Annotated in this window: 15 protein-coding genes; 4 read left to right on the forward strand and 11 right to left on the reverse strand. The window is 37.8% G+C overall.

All coding sequences use genetic code 11. The annotated features are described in order from the left end of the window. The first annotated feature begins 1 nt into the window (after position 1). Positions 2 to 1,003, forward strand: a complete 1,002-nt coding sequence (gene gntR / locus QV06_RS05275) for a gluconate operon transcriptional repressor GntR (RefSeq protein ID WP_065237256.1) — start codon at positions 2 to 4, stop codon at positions 1,001 to 1,003. Positions 1,004 to 1,067: 64 nt separating this feature from the next. Here the strand turns inward: gntR and pgsA are convergent, their stop codons facing one another. From pgsA to QV06_RS05310, 7 genes are all read right to left on the reverse strand, one after another. Then, positions 1,068 to 1,622 carry a CDP-diacylglycerol--glycerol-3-phosphate 3-phosphatidyltransferase gene (gene pgsA, locus QV06_RS05280; RefSeq protein WP_065237257.1) on the reverse strand — a complete coding sequence of 185 codons (555 nt, stop codon included), beginning with the start codon at positions 1,620 to 1,622 and terminating at the stop codon, positions 1,068 to 1,070. A 73-nt stretch (positions 1,623 to 1,695) separates the two neighbouring features. After that, on the reverse strand, positions 1,696 to 3,519 hold the full coding sequence (uvrC, locus tag QV06_RS05285; protein ID WP_065237258.1) for an excinuclease ABC subunit UvrC: 1,824 nt from the start codon (positions 3,517 to 3,519) through the stop codon (positions 1,696 to 1,698). A 5-nt stretch (positions 3,520 to 3,524) separates the two neighbouring features. Further along, a complete protein-coding gene (kdsB, locus tag QV06_RS05290; RefSeq protein WP_065237259.1) occupies positions 3,525 to 4,301 on the reverse strand; it encodes a 3-deoxy-manno-octulosonate cytidylyltransferase in 777 nt (258 codons plus the stop codon). Position 4,302: 1 nt separating this feature from the next. After that, positions 4,303 to 4,497: a Trm112 family protein gene (locus QV06_RS05295; protein ID WP_065233932.1), complete on the reverse strand. Its 195-nt coding sequence runs from the start codon at positions 4,495 to 4,497 to the stop codon at positions 4,303 to 4,305. A 2-nt stretch (positions 4,498 to 4,499) separates the two neighbouring features. After that, positions 4,500 to 5,474: a tetraacyldisaccharide 4'-kinase gene (lpxK, locus tag QV06_RS05300; protein WP_065237260.1), complete on the reverse strand. Its 975-nt coding sequence runs from the start codon at positions 5,472 to 5,474 to the stop codon at positions 4,500 to 4,502. A gap of 11 nt (positions 5,475 to 5,485) precedes the next feature. Beyond that, on the reverse strand, positions 5,486 to 7,234 hold the full coding sequence (gene msbA, locus QV06_RS05305; RefSeq protein WP_065237261.1) for a lipid A ABC transporter ATP-binding protein/permease MsbA: 1,749 nt from the start codon (positions 7,232 to 7,234) through the stop codon (positions 5,486 to 5,488). Positions 7,235 to 7,271: 37 nt separating this feature from the next. Next, a complete protein-coding gene (locus QV06_RS05310; protein ID WP_065237262.1) occupies positions 7,272 to 9,698 on the reverse strand; it encodes a DNA internalization-related competence protein ComEC/Rec2 in 2,427 nt (808 codons plus the stop codon). 359 nt (positions 9,699 to 10,057) lie between these two features. Between QV06_RS05310 and dksA the strand changes: the two genes are divergently transcribed. From dksA to folK, 3 genes are all read left to right on the forward strand, one after another. Continuing rightward, on the forward strand, positions 10,058 to 10,507 hold the full coding sequence (gene dksA, locus QV06_RS05315; RefSeq protein WP_065233936.1) for an RNA polymerase-binding protein DksA: 450 nt from the start codon (positions 10,058 to 10,060) through the stop codon (positions 10,505 to 10,507). Between the two features lie 175 nt (positions 10,508 to 10,682). Then, entirely contained in the window at positions 10,683 to 12,119 is a 1,437-nt protein-coding gene (gene pcnB / locus QV06_RS05320; protein ID WP_082985045.1) for a polynucleotide adenylyltransferase PcnB, read from the forward strand. Positions 12,120 to 12,122: 3 nt separating this feature from the next. Further along, positions 12,123 to 12,623 carry a 2-amino-4-hydroxy-6-hydroxymethyldihydropteridine diphosphokinase gene (gene folK / locus QV06_RS05325; RefSeq protein ID WP_065233938.1) on the forward strand — a complete coding sequence of 167 codons (501 nt, stop codon included), beginning with the start codon at positions 12,123 to 12,125 and terminating at the stop codon, positions 12,621 to 12,623. A gap of 2 nt (positions 12,624 to 12,625) precedes the next feature. Here the strand turns inward: folK and glnE are convergent, their stop codons facing one another. Genes glnE through recJ form a run of 4 tightly spaced genes read right to left on the reverse strand, consistent with a single transcriptional unit; the run spans position 12,626 to position 18,672 of the window. After that, complete coding sequence (glnE, locus tag QV06_RS05330) at positions 12,626 to 15,532, reverse strand: bifunctional [glutamate--ammonia ligase]-adenylyl-L-tyrosine phosphorylase/[glutamate--ammonia-ligase] adenylyltransferase (RefSeq protein ID WP_065237263.1); 2,907 nt, start codon at positions 15,530 to 15,532, stop codon at positions 12,626 to 12,628. A gap of 57 nt (positions 15,533 to 15,589) precedes the next feature. Next, positions 15,590 to 16,285 (reverse strand): 5'-methylthioadenosine/S-adenosylhomocysteine nucleosidase, encoded by a 696-nt coding sequence (gene mtnN / locus QV06_RS05335; RefSeq protein WP_065237264.1) that lies wholly within the window; start codon positions 16,283 to 16,285, stop codon positions 15,590 to 15,592. Then, positions 16,282 to 16,950, reverse strand: a complete 669-nt coding sequence (locus tag QV06_RS05340; protein WP_065237265.1) for a thiol:disulfide interchange protein — start codon at positions 16,948 to 16,950, stop codon at positions 16,282 to 16,284. Before QV06_RS05340 ends, mtnN begins: the two co-directional genes overlap by 4 nt. Before the next feature lie 3 nt (positions 16,951 to 16,953). Further along, positions 16,954 to 18,672, reverse strand: a complete 1,719-nt coding sequence (recJ, locus tag QV06_RS05345; protein ID WP_065237266.1) for a single-stranded-DNA-specific exonuclease RecJ — start codon at positions 18,670 to 18,672, stop codon at positions 16,954 to 16,956. Between the last annotated feature and the right edge of the window lie 63 nt (positions 18,673 to 18,735).

An 18,735-nucleotide genomic window follows, 5' to 3' on the forward strand; every position in this document is an offset into this window, starting at 1 on the left:
CATGAACACACCACATAAACGTCCAACTTTACAAACTATTGCCGATCATCTCGGTGTCACCAAAATGACGATTAGCCGTTATTTACGTAATCCTGATTCTGTTGCACCTGATACTCGAGAAAGAATCGCTAAAGCAATTGAACAATTTGGTTATATTCCTAATCGTGCACCAAGTATGTTATCCAATGCCAAAAGTCGAGCTATTGGTGTATTAGTACCATCATTAACGAACCAAGTTTTTGCTGATGTGATTAAAGGGATCGAAAAAATCACAGATAAAGCAGGTTATCAAACCATGCTGGCTCACTATGGTTATAGTTTAGAGATAGAAGAACAACGTGTTGAATCACTACTTTCTTACAATGTAGATGGTTTAATTTTGTCTGAAAATCAACACTCTGACAGAACCTTAAAAATGATTGAAATCGCTAATATACCAGTGATTGAAATTATGGATAGTAACCAATTAGGCATTCAGCAAGTCATCGGTTTCGATAATACTGTCGCTGCCCAAGCGATGGTGGAAACAATGATCCAACGTGGTCATCAGCATATTATTTATTTTACTGCCCGTATGGATAAACGGACAAAACTTAAAATGCAAGGCTATGAACTGGCAATGAAAAAGCATGGATTAACGCCACATAGTATGATCACTGAATTGCCTTCTTCATTTTCACTAGGGGCAGAATTATTACATAAAGCGTTGGCTAAATATCCTGATATGGATGGGATTATGTGTACCAATGATGACTTAGCGGTTGGTGCATTATTTGAATGCCAACGTTTAGGAATTAATGTGCCTCAGCAGATTGGTATTGCTGGTTTCCATGGTCATGATGTTGGACAGGCTATGAATCCTCAACTCGCCAGTGTAATTACCCCACGTCTTACTATTGGCCAACGTGCAGCAGAAGAGTTGTTAAATCGCATTAATGGTATCCAACAGCAAAGTAGCATTATTGATCTCGGCTATCATATTCATATTGGTGAAAGCATTTGATTTTACAAACACCAGATACAAAATTGCCTTAGCAACTAACTAAGGCAATTTTTTAATTGATTGTTTACTCATCTTCTTTCAGCAAACTTTCTTTGGCTAAAGATAAATATTGCCACATTGACCATACGGTTAAAATCACCGCCACATATAAGGCAATGATAGCAATAATCTCCATGGTTGGGTTATAACGCCATAATAAACCGATTAACGCTATCATTTGTGAGGTTGTTTTTACTTTACCTAACCAAGACACCGCAACTTTATTACGATCACCTAATTCTGCCATCCATTCACGTAATGCAGAAATAATAATTTCTCGAGAAATCATGATGATAGCTGGAATGGTAATCCAAAATACATGGTAGTGTTGTACTACTAACACTAATGCCGCTGCCACCATCACTTTATCAGCAACAGGATCAAGAAAAGCACCAAAACGTGTTGTTTGTTTCCATCTTCTCGCTAAAAAACCATCTAGCCAGTCAGTTACTGCCGCTACGGTAAAAATAATTGCAGTCCATAATGGTGCCCAGCTAAAAGGTAAATAAAATAAAATAATAAAGAATGGAATCAGTACAACTCGAAAAAAGGTTAAAAAGTTTGGAATATTTAATTTCATCTTGATCACCAGATCACTTAACACTACGCATCACTATTGTAAACATATTCACTGGCTTTGCCTATAAGCAAAATCAATGTTTTAAAATTTCAAAAATTTTTTCGGCTAATGCCCGAGAAATCCCTGGAACTGAAGCGATTTCTTCCACAGTAGCCGCTTTGACACCTTGCAAACCACCAAGATATTTTAATAATGCCTGACGGCGTTTTGCCCCAACACCTTCGATACTCTCCAAACCACTCTGCATAAAGGCTTTTTGTCGTTTCTTACGATGTCCTGAAATTGCATGATTATGTGATTCATCACGAATATGCTGAATCAGGTGTAAGGCTAAATTATCAGGTTCGAGATGAATCTCGCGCTCTGAACTACCGATTAATAGAGTTTCTAAACCAGCTTTACGATCAACCCCTTTTGCTACACCAATCAGAAGCGGTTTATCTTTATTCCAATTTACCTTTAATTGTTCAAATACCGACAAGGCTCGATTTAATTGTCCTTTTCCACCATCAATAAAAATGATGTCAGGAATTTTATCGGCACTCAGATCTTTGTCATAACGCTTATGTAATGCTTGCTCCATCGCTGCATAATCATCACCATGAGTCCCTTCAATATTAAAACGGCGATATTCCGCTTTTAATGGCCCTTCTGCGCCAAATACCACACAAGAAGCTACGGTATTTTCTCCCATAGTATGACTAATATCAAAACACTCCATACGTTGAATTTTTGTGATACCTAATAAGGTTTGTAGCGTTTGATAACGTTCCTCAATTCGTCCTTGTTGTTGTAATTGCGTTGTCAGTGCCACTTTGGCATTAGTTTGTGCCAACTGCAAATAGCGATTCTTATCCCCTTTCACTTTATCTTGAATCTGAATTTGTCGCCCAGCCTGTTCACTAAGTAAAGTCTCCAACATACTTTTATCAGCTAAGGTATGATCCAATACAATACTATCTGGAATACTACGTCCTTGATGAGCTTGTAAATAAAATTGCCCTAAAAAGGTTTCAATAACTTCTGATAAAGTCGTATCTGCTGGAATTTTAGGGAAATAACTACGATTACCCAAAATTTTACCATGACGAATAAATAATACTTGTACACAAGCCAAGCCCGATTTATACGCAATCGCAATAATATCAATATCATCAAGGCGATCATTACTCACAAATTGTTTTTCCATCACTGAACGAACCGCTTGAATCTGATCACGAAAGCGGGCTGCATTCTCAAAATCCAATTCTTGACTAGCCTGCTCCATTTTCTGGATCAAATGAGTGACAACTTGTTGATCTTTACCTTGTAAAAATAATCGTGCTAACTCAACCTGTTGTTGATACTCTTCATCACTCACATAACCTGCAACACAAGGCGCTAAACAGCGTTTAATCTGATACTGTAAACAAGGTCGCGAACGGTTGTTATAGACACTATTTTCACATTGACGTATTGGAAATAGCTTTTGCATTAACGATAAGGTTTCACGCACTGCTGATGAGTGTGGATAAGGGCCAAAATACTCTCCTACTATTTTTTTCGCCCCACGATAAGAGGTAATACGAGGATGTCGTTCATTCGTTAATAAAATAAAAGGATAAGACTTATCATCTCGCAATAACACGTTATAACGTGGCTGATACTGCTTGATAAAATTATGCTCTAGCAGTAAAGCCTCAGTTTCTGAATGTGTGATTGTGGTGTCAATGTGATCAATCGCTGCAACTAAGGCTTCTGTTTTTTTACTACTAACTTGCTTTCTGAAATAGCTTGAAAGGCGTTTTTTTAAATTTTTTGCCTTACCAACATAAATAACCGTGTCATTACGATCATACATCCGATATACACCAGGTTGCTCTGGCGCATCGCGTAGAAAAACTTTTGCATCAAACATTGGCTTTAACGTGATAATAATTCTCGTACTTTAACCAGATCTTCCATTGTATCCACGCCAACAGCGGGAACTTCTAGCGCTGGCTCACAATGAATACGTTCACCATTCCACAATACCCGCAACTGTTCTAGTGATTCACATTTTTCTAAGCTTGTTGGCTGCCAAGTAACATATTGACGAATAAAGCCTGCTTTATAAGCATAAATTCCGATATGACGTTGATAATGTTGCTGCTCGATCGCTAAATTAGGAATCTGTTCTGGCTGTTGATACACCGTAGTAAATTGATCACGATGCCAAGGAATCACAGCACGCGAAAAATAGAGTACATAACCATTTTTATCCGTTAATACCTTCACTACATTCGGATTGAATAACTCTGTTGAATCATCAATTTCAACTGATAAAGTTGCCATATTCACTTGATATTTTTGTAAATTTTCCGCAACCTGTTTCACAATCACAGGTGGGATTAAAGGTTCATCTCCTTGAATATTCACAATGATTTCATCATCTGCCAACGCTAATTGACTTACCACTTCAGCCAAACGCTCAGTACCTGAAGAGTGGTGTTCTGAAGTCAAACATACTTCTCCACCAAAAGCATTAACCACTTCTACAATTTGTGGATGATCCGTTGCTACAATCACACGTTTAGCGCCAGATAATTGTGCTTTTTCCCATACATGTTGAATCATCGGTTTACCTGCAATATCTGCTAACGGTTTTCCTGGTAAACGACTAGAGGCATAACGGGCAGGAATAATCACACTAAAACTCATTTTAGGCTCCTTGTGCTTCTGATGTAGAAGGTGATGTGAGAGGTACCGCATTTTCAGGTAATAAAGCGGGTATTCCATTAATCACTGGATAAGCTAGCTGTTCATTTTGACAAATAAAACGTTGTTGTTCCGCATCAAAACTTAATGGTTGATGACAATGCGGACAAGCTAACATTGAAATAACTTTTTGTTTCATTCTTAGATGACCTTAGACATAATTTTTTCAATTAAATGATTTAACTGCGTTGTTTCAATCTGTGCAGAAACAGGAACGTACCACCAATTCTCCTGTGCAAAAGCGGTACATTTCACGGCATCTTTTTCTGTCATCAATAAAGGGATCTCTGCATTATCAATAGGCTGAAAATCTGTTGCTTGAAAAGCATAATGATCAGCAAACGCATACTGTTTTAACAATGTTAATCCCTGTTGCTGCAAGGTGGCAAAAAAGCGTGGAGGATGTCCAATTCCTGCTACTGCATTGACTTGTGAAAAAGTTGTCAATAAGCGCTGTTCACCTGTGACTAAATTTATGGCGACTTCGGTCGCTAATTGCATTGCAATTTCGCCATCTTGTGCGTTTCCGCCATTACAGATAACCGCATCAACTTCGGCTAAACGTTGTTGTGGTAACTCACGTAACGGGCCAGCAGGCAATAGATGTCCATTACCAAAACGGCGTTCTCCATCGACAACAACCAATTCCACATCTCGTTGTAACTTATAATGCTGCAAACCATCATCACTGATAATCACTTGTGGATGGTAAGCTTTATATAACAACTCTATACTTTCACGGCGATTAGGGGAAATTGCAACTGGTGCTGAGGTACGCTTTGCAATTAAAACGGGTTCATCACCCCTCTTTTGTGGATCTGAATTAGCGCAAACTAAAAAAGGATATTCTGTACTTGATCCACCATAACCACGTGAAATAACACCGACACGAATACCTTTTGCTTGTAATTGTTCTACTAAACAGACAACTAATGGCGTTTTGCCATTACCACCAACAGAAAGGTTGCCTACTACAACCACTGGACAAGGTGCTTTCCAACTAGCAAAAATCCCCGTTTGATAAGCCTTTCTCCGTAGATAGGTGATTAATTGAAATAACCAAGCGAATGGTAATAGTAACCATTGTAACCACGACTGTTGATACCAAAATTTCATATTACCTCTGATTACCCATCAAATTGCATTTTATGCAGCTGTGCATAAACTTGCCCTTGTTGTAATAGCTGTTGATGTGTGCCTCGCTCTACAATTTGTCCTTGATCGATAACAATAATTTCATCAGCTCTTTCAATGGTAGATAGACGGTGTGCAATAACAAGCAATGTTTTATGTTGCTGCAACTCTTCTAATGCTCGCTGAATGGCACGCTCTGATTCTGTATCTAATGCAGATGTCGCTTCATCTAAAATCAACACGGACGCATTACGTAATAATGCACGTGCAATAGCTAAACGTTGACGTTGCCCACCAGATAAAGAAACTCCATTCTCACCTATCATGGTATCTAACCCATGTTCCATTTTTTCAATAAATTCCATTGCATGCGCCGCTTTTGCCGCAGCAATAATCTGCTCACGGCTATATTTTTCAGTAGCTGCATACGCAATATTATTCGCCACCGTATCATTGAATAAATGAACTTGTTGCGAAACCACAGCACAATGCTGACGTAAATTGGCTAAGGTATAATCCTTAATATTATGTTCATCTAAATAAATCGCGCCTTGTTGAATGTCATAAAAACGCGTAATTAAATTGGCAATTGTTGATTTTCCTGATCCAGAACGTCCGACTAATGCAACGGTTTTACCTGCTAGAATTGAAAAAGAGATATGTGATAGTGCAGGTTCATCTTTCCCTTCATAATAGAAGCTTACATCATCAAACCTAACATCCCCTTTTACTTGTTCAGTAATGTACTGTCCATGATCTTCTTCTTTCTTTAAATCAAGAATAGCAAATAAGGTTTGGCACGCCGCCATACCACGCTGAAACTGTGCATTAACATTCGTTAATGATTTTAACGGACGCAATAAAGCAAACATAGAGGAGAAAACTAAAGTAAAATCGCCAGCAGTGAGTTGTCCTCCCATCATCGTTGGCACAGTAGCGAGATAAAGCACAACAGCTAAAGCAAAAGACGCAATAATTTGTACGATCGGATCAGAAATTGCACTCATTGCCATCATTTTAAGGCTTTTTCTACGCATATCATCACTAACTAGATTAAAGCGTTCTTCTTCTACTTTTTGACCGCCAAAGGAAAGCACTACACGATGCCCTTTCAACATTTGTTCTGCACTGGCAGTTAATTCCCCCATTGAGTTTTGCATATTTTTACTTAAACGGCGGAAATGTTTAGAAACAATACGGATCAAAACTGCAATAATCGGCCCAACGACAAATAACACTAAAGATAACTGCCAACTGGTATATAACATTAACGCTAATAAAGAAATAACAGTGGCACTTTCTTTGACAATAGTAATTAAGGCATTAGACGAAGAGTTCGCAACTTGTTCTGAATCATAAGTAATTCGAGAAAGCAGTTTTCCCGCTGCTTGGTGATCGAAGAAACTCACCGGCATATACATTAAATGCTTAAATAGCATTCGCCGCATCACCATCACTACATTACCTGATACCCATGACAAACTATAATCTGAGACGAAACTGGTACATCCACGCAATATGATTAATAGGATGACAATAATAGGTAGCCATTTGAGAAAAGTCAGATCTGCCTTGCCAAAGCCTTCATCTAATAATGGTTTTAATAAATAAATTAATCCAGCTTCAGTTAAGGCATTAAATACTAACGCAATAATTGCAACTAAAATCCCTAATTTATATTGCCAAATCATTGGCCATAGGCGTTTAAAGGTCTCTTTCGTAGAGTAGTCTTTATCATTCATACAAAGAATTTTATGATGTAAAAATAAAATTAAAGCGCTATTCTACCTTTAATCTGCTATTTCTCCAACCGCCCACCTCATCCAGCTGGTTAAACCACGCCGTCCTTTGATGACGCTCAGTTGTAATGATTAATTCATTATTTCGCATAAAGCGTAATCTAATTTGTCCATCCCATCCCGTATTCAAAATTTGCATTTTCTGCATCGCTAAACGTTCTAACACCTCTAAATGTGGGAAATGCCAACGATTTCCCAAACCAGACGAAATCAATGCAATTTTTGCATCAATTTGCTGTAAAAAAGGCTGACTCGTCGAGGTTTTACTGCCATGATGGGCAATTTGTACGATATCGACCTTCGGCAAAAGAGATAAATAACGCAATTCGCTCTTTCTATCCAAATCCCCTGTTAGCAATACTTGATACTGTCCATCCTCTATCAACAATACACAAGTATGCTGATTACGGGCTTGAGCGACAATCTGTTCTGGTGCTAGCATCGAAATACGCAAAGTACGCCATTGCATCTCTTTACCACGCATACAAGGTAACGGTGAACGATTGGCATAAGTTACTTGGGAAGGAGTATAGAACTCTGCTTTGGGGTAGTGCATTAATAATTTAGTCGCTCCGCCACTATGATCATTATCATCATGGCTCAATATAATTTTCTCTAGTTTAATCCCTTGACGTTGTAAATAAGGCAAAATCTCTAACTCCGCCATACTTCCACCTTGCCAACTTACTCCAGTATCATAGAGAACACCTTTATCACCTTGGCGAATCAACACGGCTAGCCCTTGCCCAACATCTAACATTTCTAGCGACCATCTTGTTTGCCAATGCTGATAATAGTGGTGTCCTAACAACATCAACTGCCAAATTAAACCCACTATCACGCTTATAATCATATAATGTAACCGTTTTATATCTGGTAGCTGTTCTCGATTAAAACTGATTATTTGAGGCTGTAATTGAGCTAATAAGGTGCTATTTTTGTTTAAGTGCTGCTTCTGATAGTAAACATACCACCCTATAATCAGCACCATACACAGACAAATTAATCTCATCCATAATGATTCTAATAAAGAAAATTCACGCCATGTTGTTTGCCATGGCATTAACCACTCTAAACTTTTTGTTGCGATTGTTACACACCATTGCCAACTTCCTAAGCCATTGAAGGTTATAATTGACAACAAAATACAAGGGATCAGTAATAAACTAAATAGCGGTACAATCCATAAGTTAATTAATACATTTTGTAGATTGATACCATGAAAAAATAATAAGGTAATTGGCGTAAATAGTAAGCTTAAGCCAATTTGGATATGCAACAAACCCAACAGATAATAAGGTACCTTTCCTAATTGTGATAATGGTTTTCCTCGCCACTGCCATACGGATAAAGGCAGTAATTCATTCCATACTAACAAACAGAAAACGGCTGATGCCGATAACCAAAAGCTATCACTTAATAAAATAATAGGATCAAACATAATAAAAAGGGCAAGGCAACGAAGATAGAGTTGCCACCAAGTAAGATGACATCGCCGAAAACGTAATAACAATAATAAAATTAATCCAATAGCAGCTCGAGTTGTTGGAATAGAGAAATCAGCTAAATAGCTATAAAAGATCGTCAGCGCACCTCCGCATAATAGTGGTAAGATTGGGGTAATCTTACGAGTAGGCAAAAGATATTGAATCCCTCGCCCCACTAGCAACCCAAAGAAAAATACTAGACCAATATGTAACCCTGAAATAGCAATTAAATGCGCAGTTCCGGTTTGTTGAAAAAGTTTTAATTGTTCTTGTGTTAAATGGTATTTTTCAGCAAAACCTAATGCCAATAATAATCCTGTACTAGGGTGATCCTTTAATTGCCGTTGTGCAAAACGCAGTAAATGTTGGCGTAAATTAGGCTGATCGGACAATAATCTTGCTTGCTTAACATTAGCCGTTCCCACAATTCGGTTGGCATAAAACCATTTTTGCCGTTGGAATCCACCTTGATTTAATCTTGAAGTAAAAGGTTTTAACTTAATTTCTCCTCGCCAAATTTGCCCTGATTGTAACGGTTGTTTTGGTAGCCAAGTAAGATAAAAACGGTACTGCTCCGCAGCTTCTGTCGTTTGTAATAGTGCGATTGCAGTTTGGTAATCGCCTTGATGAAGTACTTTTTCAATTTTGATGATAACTGGTTTTGTATTCGCAAAATAAACTGGTACTTGCTGAGTTTGTATCACTAGTCCTTTTATATTGATAACACTCCATACGCCTGAAATCACTATCGCTACGCCTATTAATGCCAATTGTTTTTTCTTTTTCCACCAACATACAAGGGTACAAACAGACAGCACTATTATTAATCCTAACTGCCAATCAGAAGCTTGTAACCAAGTTAAGGGGAGATACATAATTGATAGGCAAATGACAATCAAAACTAAACAAATCCGCTCCATATTTTTACAATAAATTTTTTTATAAATTCATATATCTTCAAGCCAGATACTTTAATCTTCCTTTACCTTATTGAACAAAAACCAAACAGCAAAAATGTGAACTCTCTCGAAAATTTACAAAAAAACCTTTTTTCACTTTAATTTCTGTATAAATAAACAGCGATCTCGCAAATTTCGTTTGCTAAAAATGAGAAGTTCTGCTATTTATATGCGGCTTTTTGGAAGACCCCTCCAAGTAGTATAAAAATTGGCGGAAATTTGTATTTCACAACCTCCTAAATATTGATGCATTACTCGCTCATAATGGAGTTCCGACAGTTGCTTGTATTATCAATTTTGGTGTCTAGGAGAGATTAAACATGACAGCAAACACGCCAAAATCATCACTAAGTATTTTAGCTCTTGCCGGTGTAGAACCTTATCAAGAGAAAGTTGGTGAAGAATATATGAATGAAGCTCAACTGCTTCATTTTAAAAAGATTTTAACTGCATGGCATGCTCAAATTGTTGGTGAAGCAGATCGTACCGTTGCGCATATGCGTGATGAAGCATCAAATTTCCCAGATCCATCTGATCGTGCAACCCAAGAAGAAGAATTTAGTTTAGAATTACGTAACCGTGATCGCGAGCGTAAGTTATTGAAAAAAATTGAACGTACCATTAAAAAGATTGAATCAGAAGATTTTGGTTATTGCGAATCTTGTGGTGTAGAAATCGGGATCAGACGTTTAGAAGCAAGACCAACAGCAGATCTCTGCATTGATTGTAAAACACTTGCAGAAATTCGTGAAAAACAGATCGGTGGTTAATTTTTTACCATCGTTTAACTCAATGTATTGTAACGAAAAATTCGCTTTCCTCTCCCTAATTTAATTAGGGAGAGGTTCTTATTTTTAATAAGAAACAGATAAGTCATAACTGAGGTGAACTATTTTTAATTATATTCGTAAACTCTTTCATAAAAGTAATACGAAAGAGGAAACTATCCAGCCTGCTAGTCAACCCACAATCGAAGCTAGCAAGAAAAAACAAACAGAAAGAAAGAAAACATCACAACGCAAAGCATCTTCTGCTGTGCATCGTTCACATATCCTAAAAGCTTCAGATTACGGTATTTATCCTCATCTTATCAGCCGTCAAGCTCTTCAAGTTATTGAAAAATTACAAAATAATGGTTTTGAAGCCTACGTTGTTGGTGGCTGTTTACGTGATATTTTATTAGAGAAAACCCCTAAAGATTTTGATATTGCGACCAATGCACGTCCTGAACAAATTCAGAAGATCTTTCAGCGTCAATGCCGGTTAGTTGGGCGTCGTTTCCGCTTAGCGCATATTCTGTTTGGTAAAGAAATCATTGAAGTAGCAACTTTCCGTGCAGCACACGATACCGTGAATAATGATCAATTTGCTAAACAAAGTGCGGAAGGTATGTTATTGCGTGATAACGTATATGGTAATTTAGAAGATGATGCTGCACGCCGTGATTTCACAGTGAACGCTTTTTATTACAATCCAAACAAAGATCAGTTATATGATTTCTTTAATGGCATTAAAGATTTACGTGCAGGCCGTTTAGTTTTAATTGGTGATCCTGTTCAACGTTATCAAGAAGATCCTGTGCGAATGCTACGTGCAATTCGCTTTATGGCAAAATTAGAAATGTTTTTAGATAAACGTTGTGAACAACCAATCTATGAACTTGCACCATTACTACAAAATATCCCAGCAGCACGTTTATTCGATAAATCATTAAAATTACTACAAACTGGGCAAGGTGAAAAAACCTATCATCTCCTTTATAAATATCAATTATTCCAACAACTTTTCCCTGTATTAACGCCATTTTTCACTGAAAACGGCGATTCATTTACTGAAAAGATGTTAATCAAAGCATTACGCTCAACGGATGAACGTATTGCAGACCATTTAAGAATTAATCCTGCCTTTTTATTTGCAGCATTCTTTTGGTATCCGTTACGTGAACGAATTGAAATCTTAAAAAATGAAGGTGGTTTGAATAATTTTGATGCTTATTCTTTGGCAAGTAATGATTTACTCCATCTCGTCTGCCAACGCGTTGCTATTTTACGTCGTCATACCGCAACTATTCGCGATATTTGGTCATTACAACTGTTATTTACTAAACGCACCGGTAAACGTCCACAATTAACCTTGGAACACCAAAAATTCCGGGCTGCTTATGACTTACTTGCTTTACGTGCTGAAATTGAGCATGGTGAAACAATCGAGTTAGCAACATGGTGGTACGAATATCAACAAAGTAATACTTCACAACGTAATGAATTAATCCAAATTCAACAAAAACGACAAGCTGAACATGGTGTGCCAAATAAACACAAACCACGTCGTCGTTACCGTAACAATCGCAAGAAAAGACGCTTTAGTGAAAATAAACAATAACTGATGAATAATGTTTACATTGCTTTAGGCAGTAATCTCAATCAACCTATTTTACAACTGACTACTGCCTTAGATTACTTACAACAGCAGCCCGCTATTCAACTTATTGCGGTCAGCCCGCTCTATTCTAGTAAACCGCTTGGCCCACAAGATCAGCCTGATTATGTAAATGCGGTTGCGCAAATACAGACTTCTCTTGAGCCGCTTGCGCTGCTTGACCTATTACAAGCAGTTGAACAACAACAAGGGCGAGTACGTTTACGCCGTTGGGGTGAACGCACACTTGATCTTGATATTTTGTTATTTAACCAGGAAATTATTGATACGGAACGTTTAACTGTACCGCATAAAGAGATGAAAAATCGGGAATTCGTCCTAATCCCGTTATTTGATATTGCACCACAACTGATACTGCCTGATGGTGAATCACTTGCCACCGCAGTAATGCCTTTTCGTCAGCATACGATGCAGAGAGTGGCACAATATCCACTCTCCCCTAAATAACATTAATCAAATAACTGTTGCCACACTTCACCAATAAAAGTACGCATTTCAGCAAAAGGCATTTCTTCCACCACTGAATTTTTGCCAGCTAAATTTAAGTGGTGAATGTGGTTGCGTAGTTCAACATAAATTTCTGTTAAGCGTTGTCCAATTTCGGCTGAAATCACTTGGTATTTCACCATATCCTCAAAAATACGTACATTATCAGACCAAGTTGTCAATTCTGGAGTTGTTGGTGCATTTGCTAACATCAAATATTGTGCAATAAATTCAATATCGGTAATCCCGCCACGATCTTTCTTAATATCAAAGTAACCTGCTGGAGTATGCGATAAATGTTCATACATCTTTTCTCGCATTTCTCGCACATCGTTTTTTAAACGTTGTTGATCTTGAGCTGTCGATAACACGGCACGACGAATTGAATCAAACTGCTGACGCATCACTGTTTCTCCATATACCGCCCTTGCTCTGACTAAGGCTTGTTTCTCCCAAGTCCAAGCTTCATTTTGTTGGTAATCATGAAACGCATGAATTGAGCTGACTAATAACCCTGCACTGCCTGAAGGGCGCAATCGCATATCGACTTCATATAAAATCCCAGAATTTGTATTAATATTAAAGATACTATTAATCTTTTGTGCCAAGCGTAAATAAAACTGCCCACTATCAATACTGCGTTTACCCCCAATAGTTTGACCATTCGCCGGTGCATCATATAAAAATACTAAATCTAAATCTGATTTATACCCTAATTCAATGCCTCCAAGTTTTCCATAACCAACCACTAAGAACGATTTCTCATCACCTTGTAAATGATCCGGCGTACCAAAACGCTGTGTGACTTGTCGCCATGCCAAATTAACGACACTCGCAATAATCGCTTCCGCTAAATAAGTTAAATGATCACTCACCTTCATGACAGGCAATGCACCTAAAATATCAGCAGCAGCAACACGTAATTGCGTTGCTAACTTAAATTGGCGCAGCACATCAATCATCTGTTCTTCATCTTCTTGTGGTACACGTAACAAATAATGTTCTAATTCTGCTTGATACTGTGTAAATGGCGGCGGTGATAATAAGATATTAGGATTTAATAACTCATCTAGCAACAGTGGATAATCGGCAATCTGTCTTGCCACAAAAGGCGAAACACTACACAATTTCATTAATAATGTACGTGAATTTGGATTTTCACGTAGCAATTCCAAATAGGTAGTACGTGTTGCGATTCGGCCAATAATTTCTAAAATCCGAGGAACTAATACTGCCGCTTGTTCCATTGCTAGCATTTCATCAATTAATACAGGTAACAACTGCTCTAATACATCCCGTCCTCGAACACCAATAGATTTGCGTAAGATATCTTGTTTAAACTGCCAAAGATCTTCAGCAATTTTTTCCTGATTATCAATTGCCAATGAAGCTAATAACGTGGTCACATCTTGCAAATTAAAACTGATACCAAGAAAGTCCTGCCATTCACTTTCGGTCGCTTCATCTTTTTCATCTTCACTGCCAATCAAATGGTGGAACACTTCTCGCACATTTTGTTGGTGTTGAGTCAAAATTTGATAAAAACTTTGCCAATCATAAATTGGATACTCTAGCGTCACCACCTGCCCTTGTTGATTAAAATAAGTAAATGCACGGCAAGCTTCAACTAAGCGTTGTTTATCCTGTTCATTGGTTGGCAACAGTTGAGTTTGCTGATCATTAATCGCTTGTAACACATTCTCCACTCGTCTTAAAAATAGGTACGCTTGTGATAAATGGTTCGCTTCCAACTGTTTTAACAAGTCTAACTCGACTAATTTCGGTAAGATGGCTAATAACTCTCGTTGTTGTAAGCTCTTTTCACGTCCACCACGAATAAGTTGAAAAACTTGCACAATAAATTCAATTTCTCGGATTCCACCTGCGCCTAATTTAATATTATCAACTAAACCACGCCGCCGGACTTCCGCATTAATCTTTTGCTTCATATCACGCAAAGACTGGATCGCACTAAAATCAATATAACGACGATAAACAAATGGACGTAACAGCTGATTCAAATAGCGATGATTAATATCGTTGCTATCTTCCCCCATAATCCGTGCTTTAATCATGGCATAACGTTCCCAATCTCGCCCTTGTTCTTGGTAATAATCTTCCATTGAAGCAAAACTGAGTGCTAATGCCCCCGCATCCCCAAACGGGCGTAAACGCATATCAACCCGATACACAAAGCCATCAATCGTTTGTTGTTCTAATGCTTTAATAAAACGTTGCCCTAAACGTACAAAGAATTGTCCATTATCAATACTTCGTCTTGCGCCTACGGTTTCACCATGATCTGGATAAGTAAAAATGAGATCAATATCTGATGAAAAATTCAGCTCTCTACCACCTAATTTTCCCATTCCTAAGATAATTAATTTTTGTGCTTCGCCTTCCGAATTCATTGGTGTTCCTAATTCGGCACATAACTTTTCATATAACCAATCTTTGGTCACAACAATAATCGCTTCAGCTAAAGCAGAAAGTTGATGGAAAATTTGTTCAACACTGGCTAAATTTAGGCTCTGACAAAAACTTAATTTTGCCATCTCATGATGACGAAAATGACGCAATATTTGATAAAGCTGAGTTTCATCTGTGATCTCTGCCAATTTTTCTCGTAAGCGTTGTTGATAATTATCACAATCGGAAAATTGTGGTGGTAAAGCAAGCCATTGCTGAAATAGATTTGGATATTTATGCAGTGTGTCCGCAACAAAATCAGAGAAATAGATTGCTATTGCTATCTGTTTTAATCCCGTTGGTAAAGCATTAATTTCAAGCGGAAGTGAATATTGTTGATCAAGATGGGCTGTTTGTAATAGATCGAATAAACGTTGTTGTTGTGTTGGCGAAAGTTGCATAAGCGAATCCTTATTTTGCTCGGCAGTGCTCCACTACCGAGAGAGAAATCATGGCTATTAATTTACCAATTTTTCTAAGGTCGCTAAAACAATTTGTGAAGAATGTTTGACGGCTGTCGGTAAAAATTCATCAAAAGAGATATGAGATTCTTTATCTGCCACATCAGAAATTGCACGAATCACCACAAATGGCACTTTAAAAGCATAACAAATATGTGCAATGGCTGCGGCTTCCATTTCTACTGCGGCAACAGTTGGAAAATCTTGACGAATACGTGCTATTGCCTCAATACCATTGATAAATTGATCACCTGAACAAATCAAGCCAGTCACTGCGTGTTGCCCCTGCTCTTCCACAACTGTTGCTACCACATCAATTAACTTCTGATCGGCAACAAATTTCTCTGGACAAGCTGGTAGCTGCCCTTTGGCATAACCAAATGCGGTCACATCTGCATCATGGTAACAAACCAGATCTGAAATGATAATATCGCCAATATTGAGTTCTGGATCTAAACCACCTGCAGATCCAGTATTGATAATACAATCTGGCTGACAAGTTAAAATTAATGCTGTTGTTCCCATCGCTGCAGCACTTTTACCAATCCCAGATTTCAATAATGCCACATCATGTTGACCAATTTTTCCTTCATAAATCGTACAAGTTGCTAACTGCTTTTCTTGTTTGTCTTGCATTAAACCTTGTAAAATTTCAACTTCTTGTGCCATTGCACCAACAATTCCGATTTTCATTTATGTCCTCGTTGTTCTTGTAAAAGTTTATCTGTGAGAGAATCTAAAACGGCCATAGTGTAATCATCATTATAGAGCGTACTTTCTGTTAAAACATAACGCCCACCAACTGCAACAAAAGGCAAGGTAAAGACCCCATATTTTTTAGTGTCAGCAATCGCTTTCTGTACTTTACTTTCTATCACAGGTGAATTTAATAACTCTGAAAAGGCATTGATATTGACTTTCTTGTGCTCTAACCACTGTTGTAGAAATTCGCCACGTCCTTTACGATTTTGATCAAATTTCAATTCTGCTGTATCAAAAATAAATAGATCAGCAAGATCCGGACGACCTATGTTTTCTAACGCATAATACACAGAAGCAGAATAGTGTCCTGTATCCGTTGCCGCAGGAATCCATTCAATATCAACATCATTCGGATTCATACGTTTGTATAAACTTAAATTATCCGCTGCCATTAAACAAATACGACATTCATAGGCAAAGAAAAATTTAATTTTGACCTTTTTCTCTGGTAAAGGCGCTTCCTGTAATGGTTTTTTATAGGAAAAATAGTCCTTACCATCTTTAAAAATAGGTAATTGTTCAGCGTAACTGGTTGATAATACGATACTTAACCAAGTTAAAGCCCACAAACGTATCACAAATCTTATCCGATTCATTGCTTATCCTAACGCTTCTATATAATTAACTAATAATTGTACTTGTCTATTTCCTCGATATTCATTGACCGCTAGATGGTAAACCATTCTAGCTGATTTAATTGATAAATCTGGATATAAGCGAGTATCAACATTAAATTGAATGGCATCAAACATATTACCGCCGGTAATAGGCTCTACCAACATTTTTAAATGTTTTTCTCCTACAATACGTTGCTGTAAGATACGAAACTCTCCATCAAATTGCGGCTCAGGAAAATGTTGTCCCCAAGGGCCGGCAAATTGTAATTTCTCTGCTGTTTCAACATTCATCTGTTGTGACTCTAACTCACCATCTGTATAAATCACACCTTGTAATGATTTTTCATCTAACCATGCTTTTGCATATTGATTAAATAACTGTTGAAACTTAGTGAAATACTGTTCATGAATACTCAAACCAGCCGCCATCGCGTGGCCACCAAATTTAATAATGATTTCAGGGTGCTGGCTATGAATATACTCTAATAAATCTCGAATATGTAACCCTTCAATAGAACGGGCTGATCCACGTAAAATCCCTTCCTCTTCCTGGGAAAATACTGCTGTTGGCCGATGAAATTGATCTTTCATTCTTGCTGCTAAAATTCCCAATACCCCTTGATGCCAATCAGGTTGATATAACGCTATCGCAAATGTATCTTGTTGATAGACGTGTTTTAATTCGCGTAAGAAATGCAAAGCCTCCTGCTTCATTCCTGTTTCAATTTCTTTACGCGTTTGATTCAAACTATCCAGCTCCAGGGCCAACGCACGTGCTTGCTCCATACTTTCTGCCAACAACAGCTCGACCCCAATCGACATATTATCAATACGCCCAGCAGCGTTCAAACGTGGTGCAACTGAGAATCCTAAATTACTCGCTACAACTTGAGAAATCTCTAAATTAGCAACTTCAATTAATGCTCTGATTCCACAATGACAACGTTCAGCACGAATTCTCGCTAGGCCTTGTGAAACCAAAATACGATTATTGTAATCTAATGGTACGACATCAGCGATGGTGCCTAATGCGACTAAATCCAATAACTCGGCAAAATTTGGTTCTTGTTTATCAGCAAAAAGTCCTTGATCACGAAATGCAGCACGCAACGCTACCATTAGATAAAATGCAACACCAACACCAGCCAGATATTTAGATGGAAAACTACAATCACGCAAATTTGGATTCACAATCACATCAGCCTCAGGTAATTGTTCACCTGGTAAGTGATGATCTGTCACAATCACTTTAATTTGATGTAGCTTTAAATAAGCAATCCCCTCAAATGAAGAAATACCATTATCCACAGTAATCACCAAATCAGCTTGTTTTGCCAGTACCTGTTCAGCAACCAAAACGCTTAAACCGTATCCTTGTTCAAAACGATCCGGTACTAAATAATCAACAAATTGAAACCCTAATTGACGCAATGCAAACACAGTTAACGCAATACTTGTAGCGCCATCTGCATCAAAATCTCCGACAATAACAATTTTTTGCTGCTGTTGATAGGCTTGAATTAGTAAGGTAGTTGCCTGCTCTAAATCAGTAAGCAACGTAGGGGGTAACATAAATTTTAAAGCATAGTTCAGATGTTGGTCTGTTGTGATCCCTCTGCTTCGGTAAATACGATCCAATAAAGGATCATGACTTACCGCAATTCCATCAGATAATGCTCTCCTTTCAATTTTTTTGATCACAACAACAGCCTTTTTCTATTACAACTTCAACAACAATATTTTTATACCAACATCACCTTTTAT

Source organism: Gallibacterium genomosp. 3 (genome assembly GCF_001678475.1).
GTDB classification, from domain to species: domain Bacteria; phylum Pseudomonadota; class Gammaproteobacteria; order Enterobacterales; family Pasteurellaceae; genus Gallibacterium; species Gallibacterium faecale.

Coding starts and splice junctions, on each gene's coding strand:
- glnE (WP_065237263.1), bottom strand. CDS start 15,532: ATGCAACTTTCGCCAACACAACAACAACGTTTATTCGATCTATTACAA.
- QV06_RS05340 (WP_065237265.1), bottom strand. CDS start 16,950: ATGAATCGGATAAGATTTGTGATACGTTTGTGGGCTTTAACTTGGTTA.
- uvrC (WP_065237258.1), bottom strand. CDS start 3,519: ATGTTTGATGCAAAAGTTTTTCTACGCGATGCGCCAGAGCAACCTGGT.
- gntR (WP_065237256.1), top strand. CDS start 2: ATGAACACACCACATAAACGTCCAACTTTACAAACTATTGCCGATCAT.
- QV06_RS05295 (WP_065233932.1), bottom strand. CDS start 4,497: ATGAAACAAAAAGTTATTTCAATGTTAGCTTGTCCGCATTGTCATCAA.
- dksA (WP_065233936.1), top strand. CDS start 10,058: ATGACAGCAAACACGCCAAAATCATCACTAAGTATTTTAGCTCTTGCC.
- pgsA (WP_065237257.1), bottom strand. CDS start 1,622: ATGAAATTAAATATTCCAAACTTTTTAACCTTTTTTCGAGTTGTACTG.
- mtnN (WP_065237264.1), bottom strand. CDS start 16,285: ATGAAAATCGGAATTGTTGGTGCAATGGCACAAGAAGTTGAAATTTTA.
- QV06_RS05310 (WP_065237262.1), bottom strand. CDS start 9,698: ATGGAGCGGATTTGTTTAGTTTTGATTGTCATTTGCCTATCAATTATG.
- msbA (WP_065237261.1), bottom strand. CDS start 7,234: ATGAATGATAAAGACTACTCTACGAAAGAGACCTTTAAACGCCTATGG.
- kdsB (WP_065237259.1), bottom strand. CDS start 4,301: ATGAGTTTTAGTGTGATTATTCCTGCCCGTTATGCCTCTAGTCGTTTA.
- lpxK (WP_065237260.1), bottom strand. CDS start 5,474: ATGAAATTTTGGTATCAACAGTCGTGGTTACAATGGTTACTATTACCA.
- folK (WP_065233938.1), top strand. CDS start 12,123: ATGAATAATGTTTACATTGCTTTAGGCAGTAATCTCAATCAACCTATT.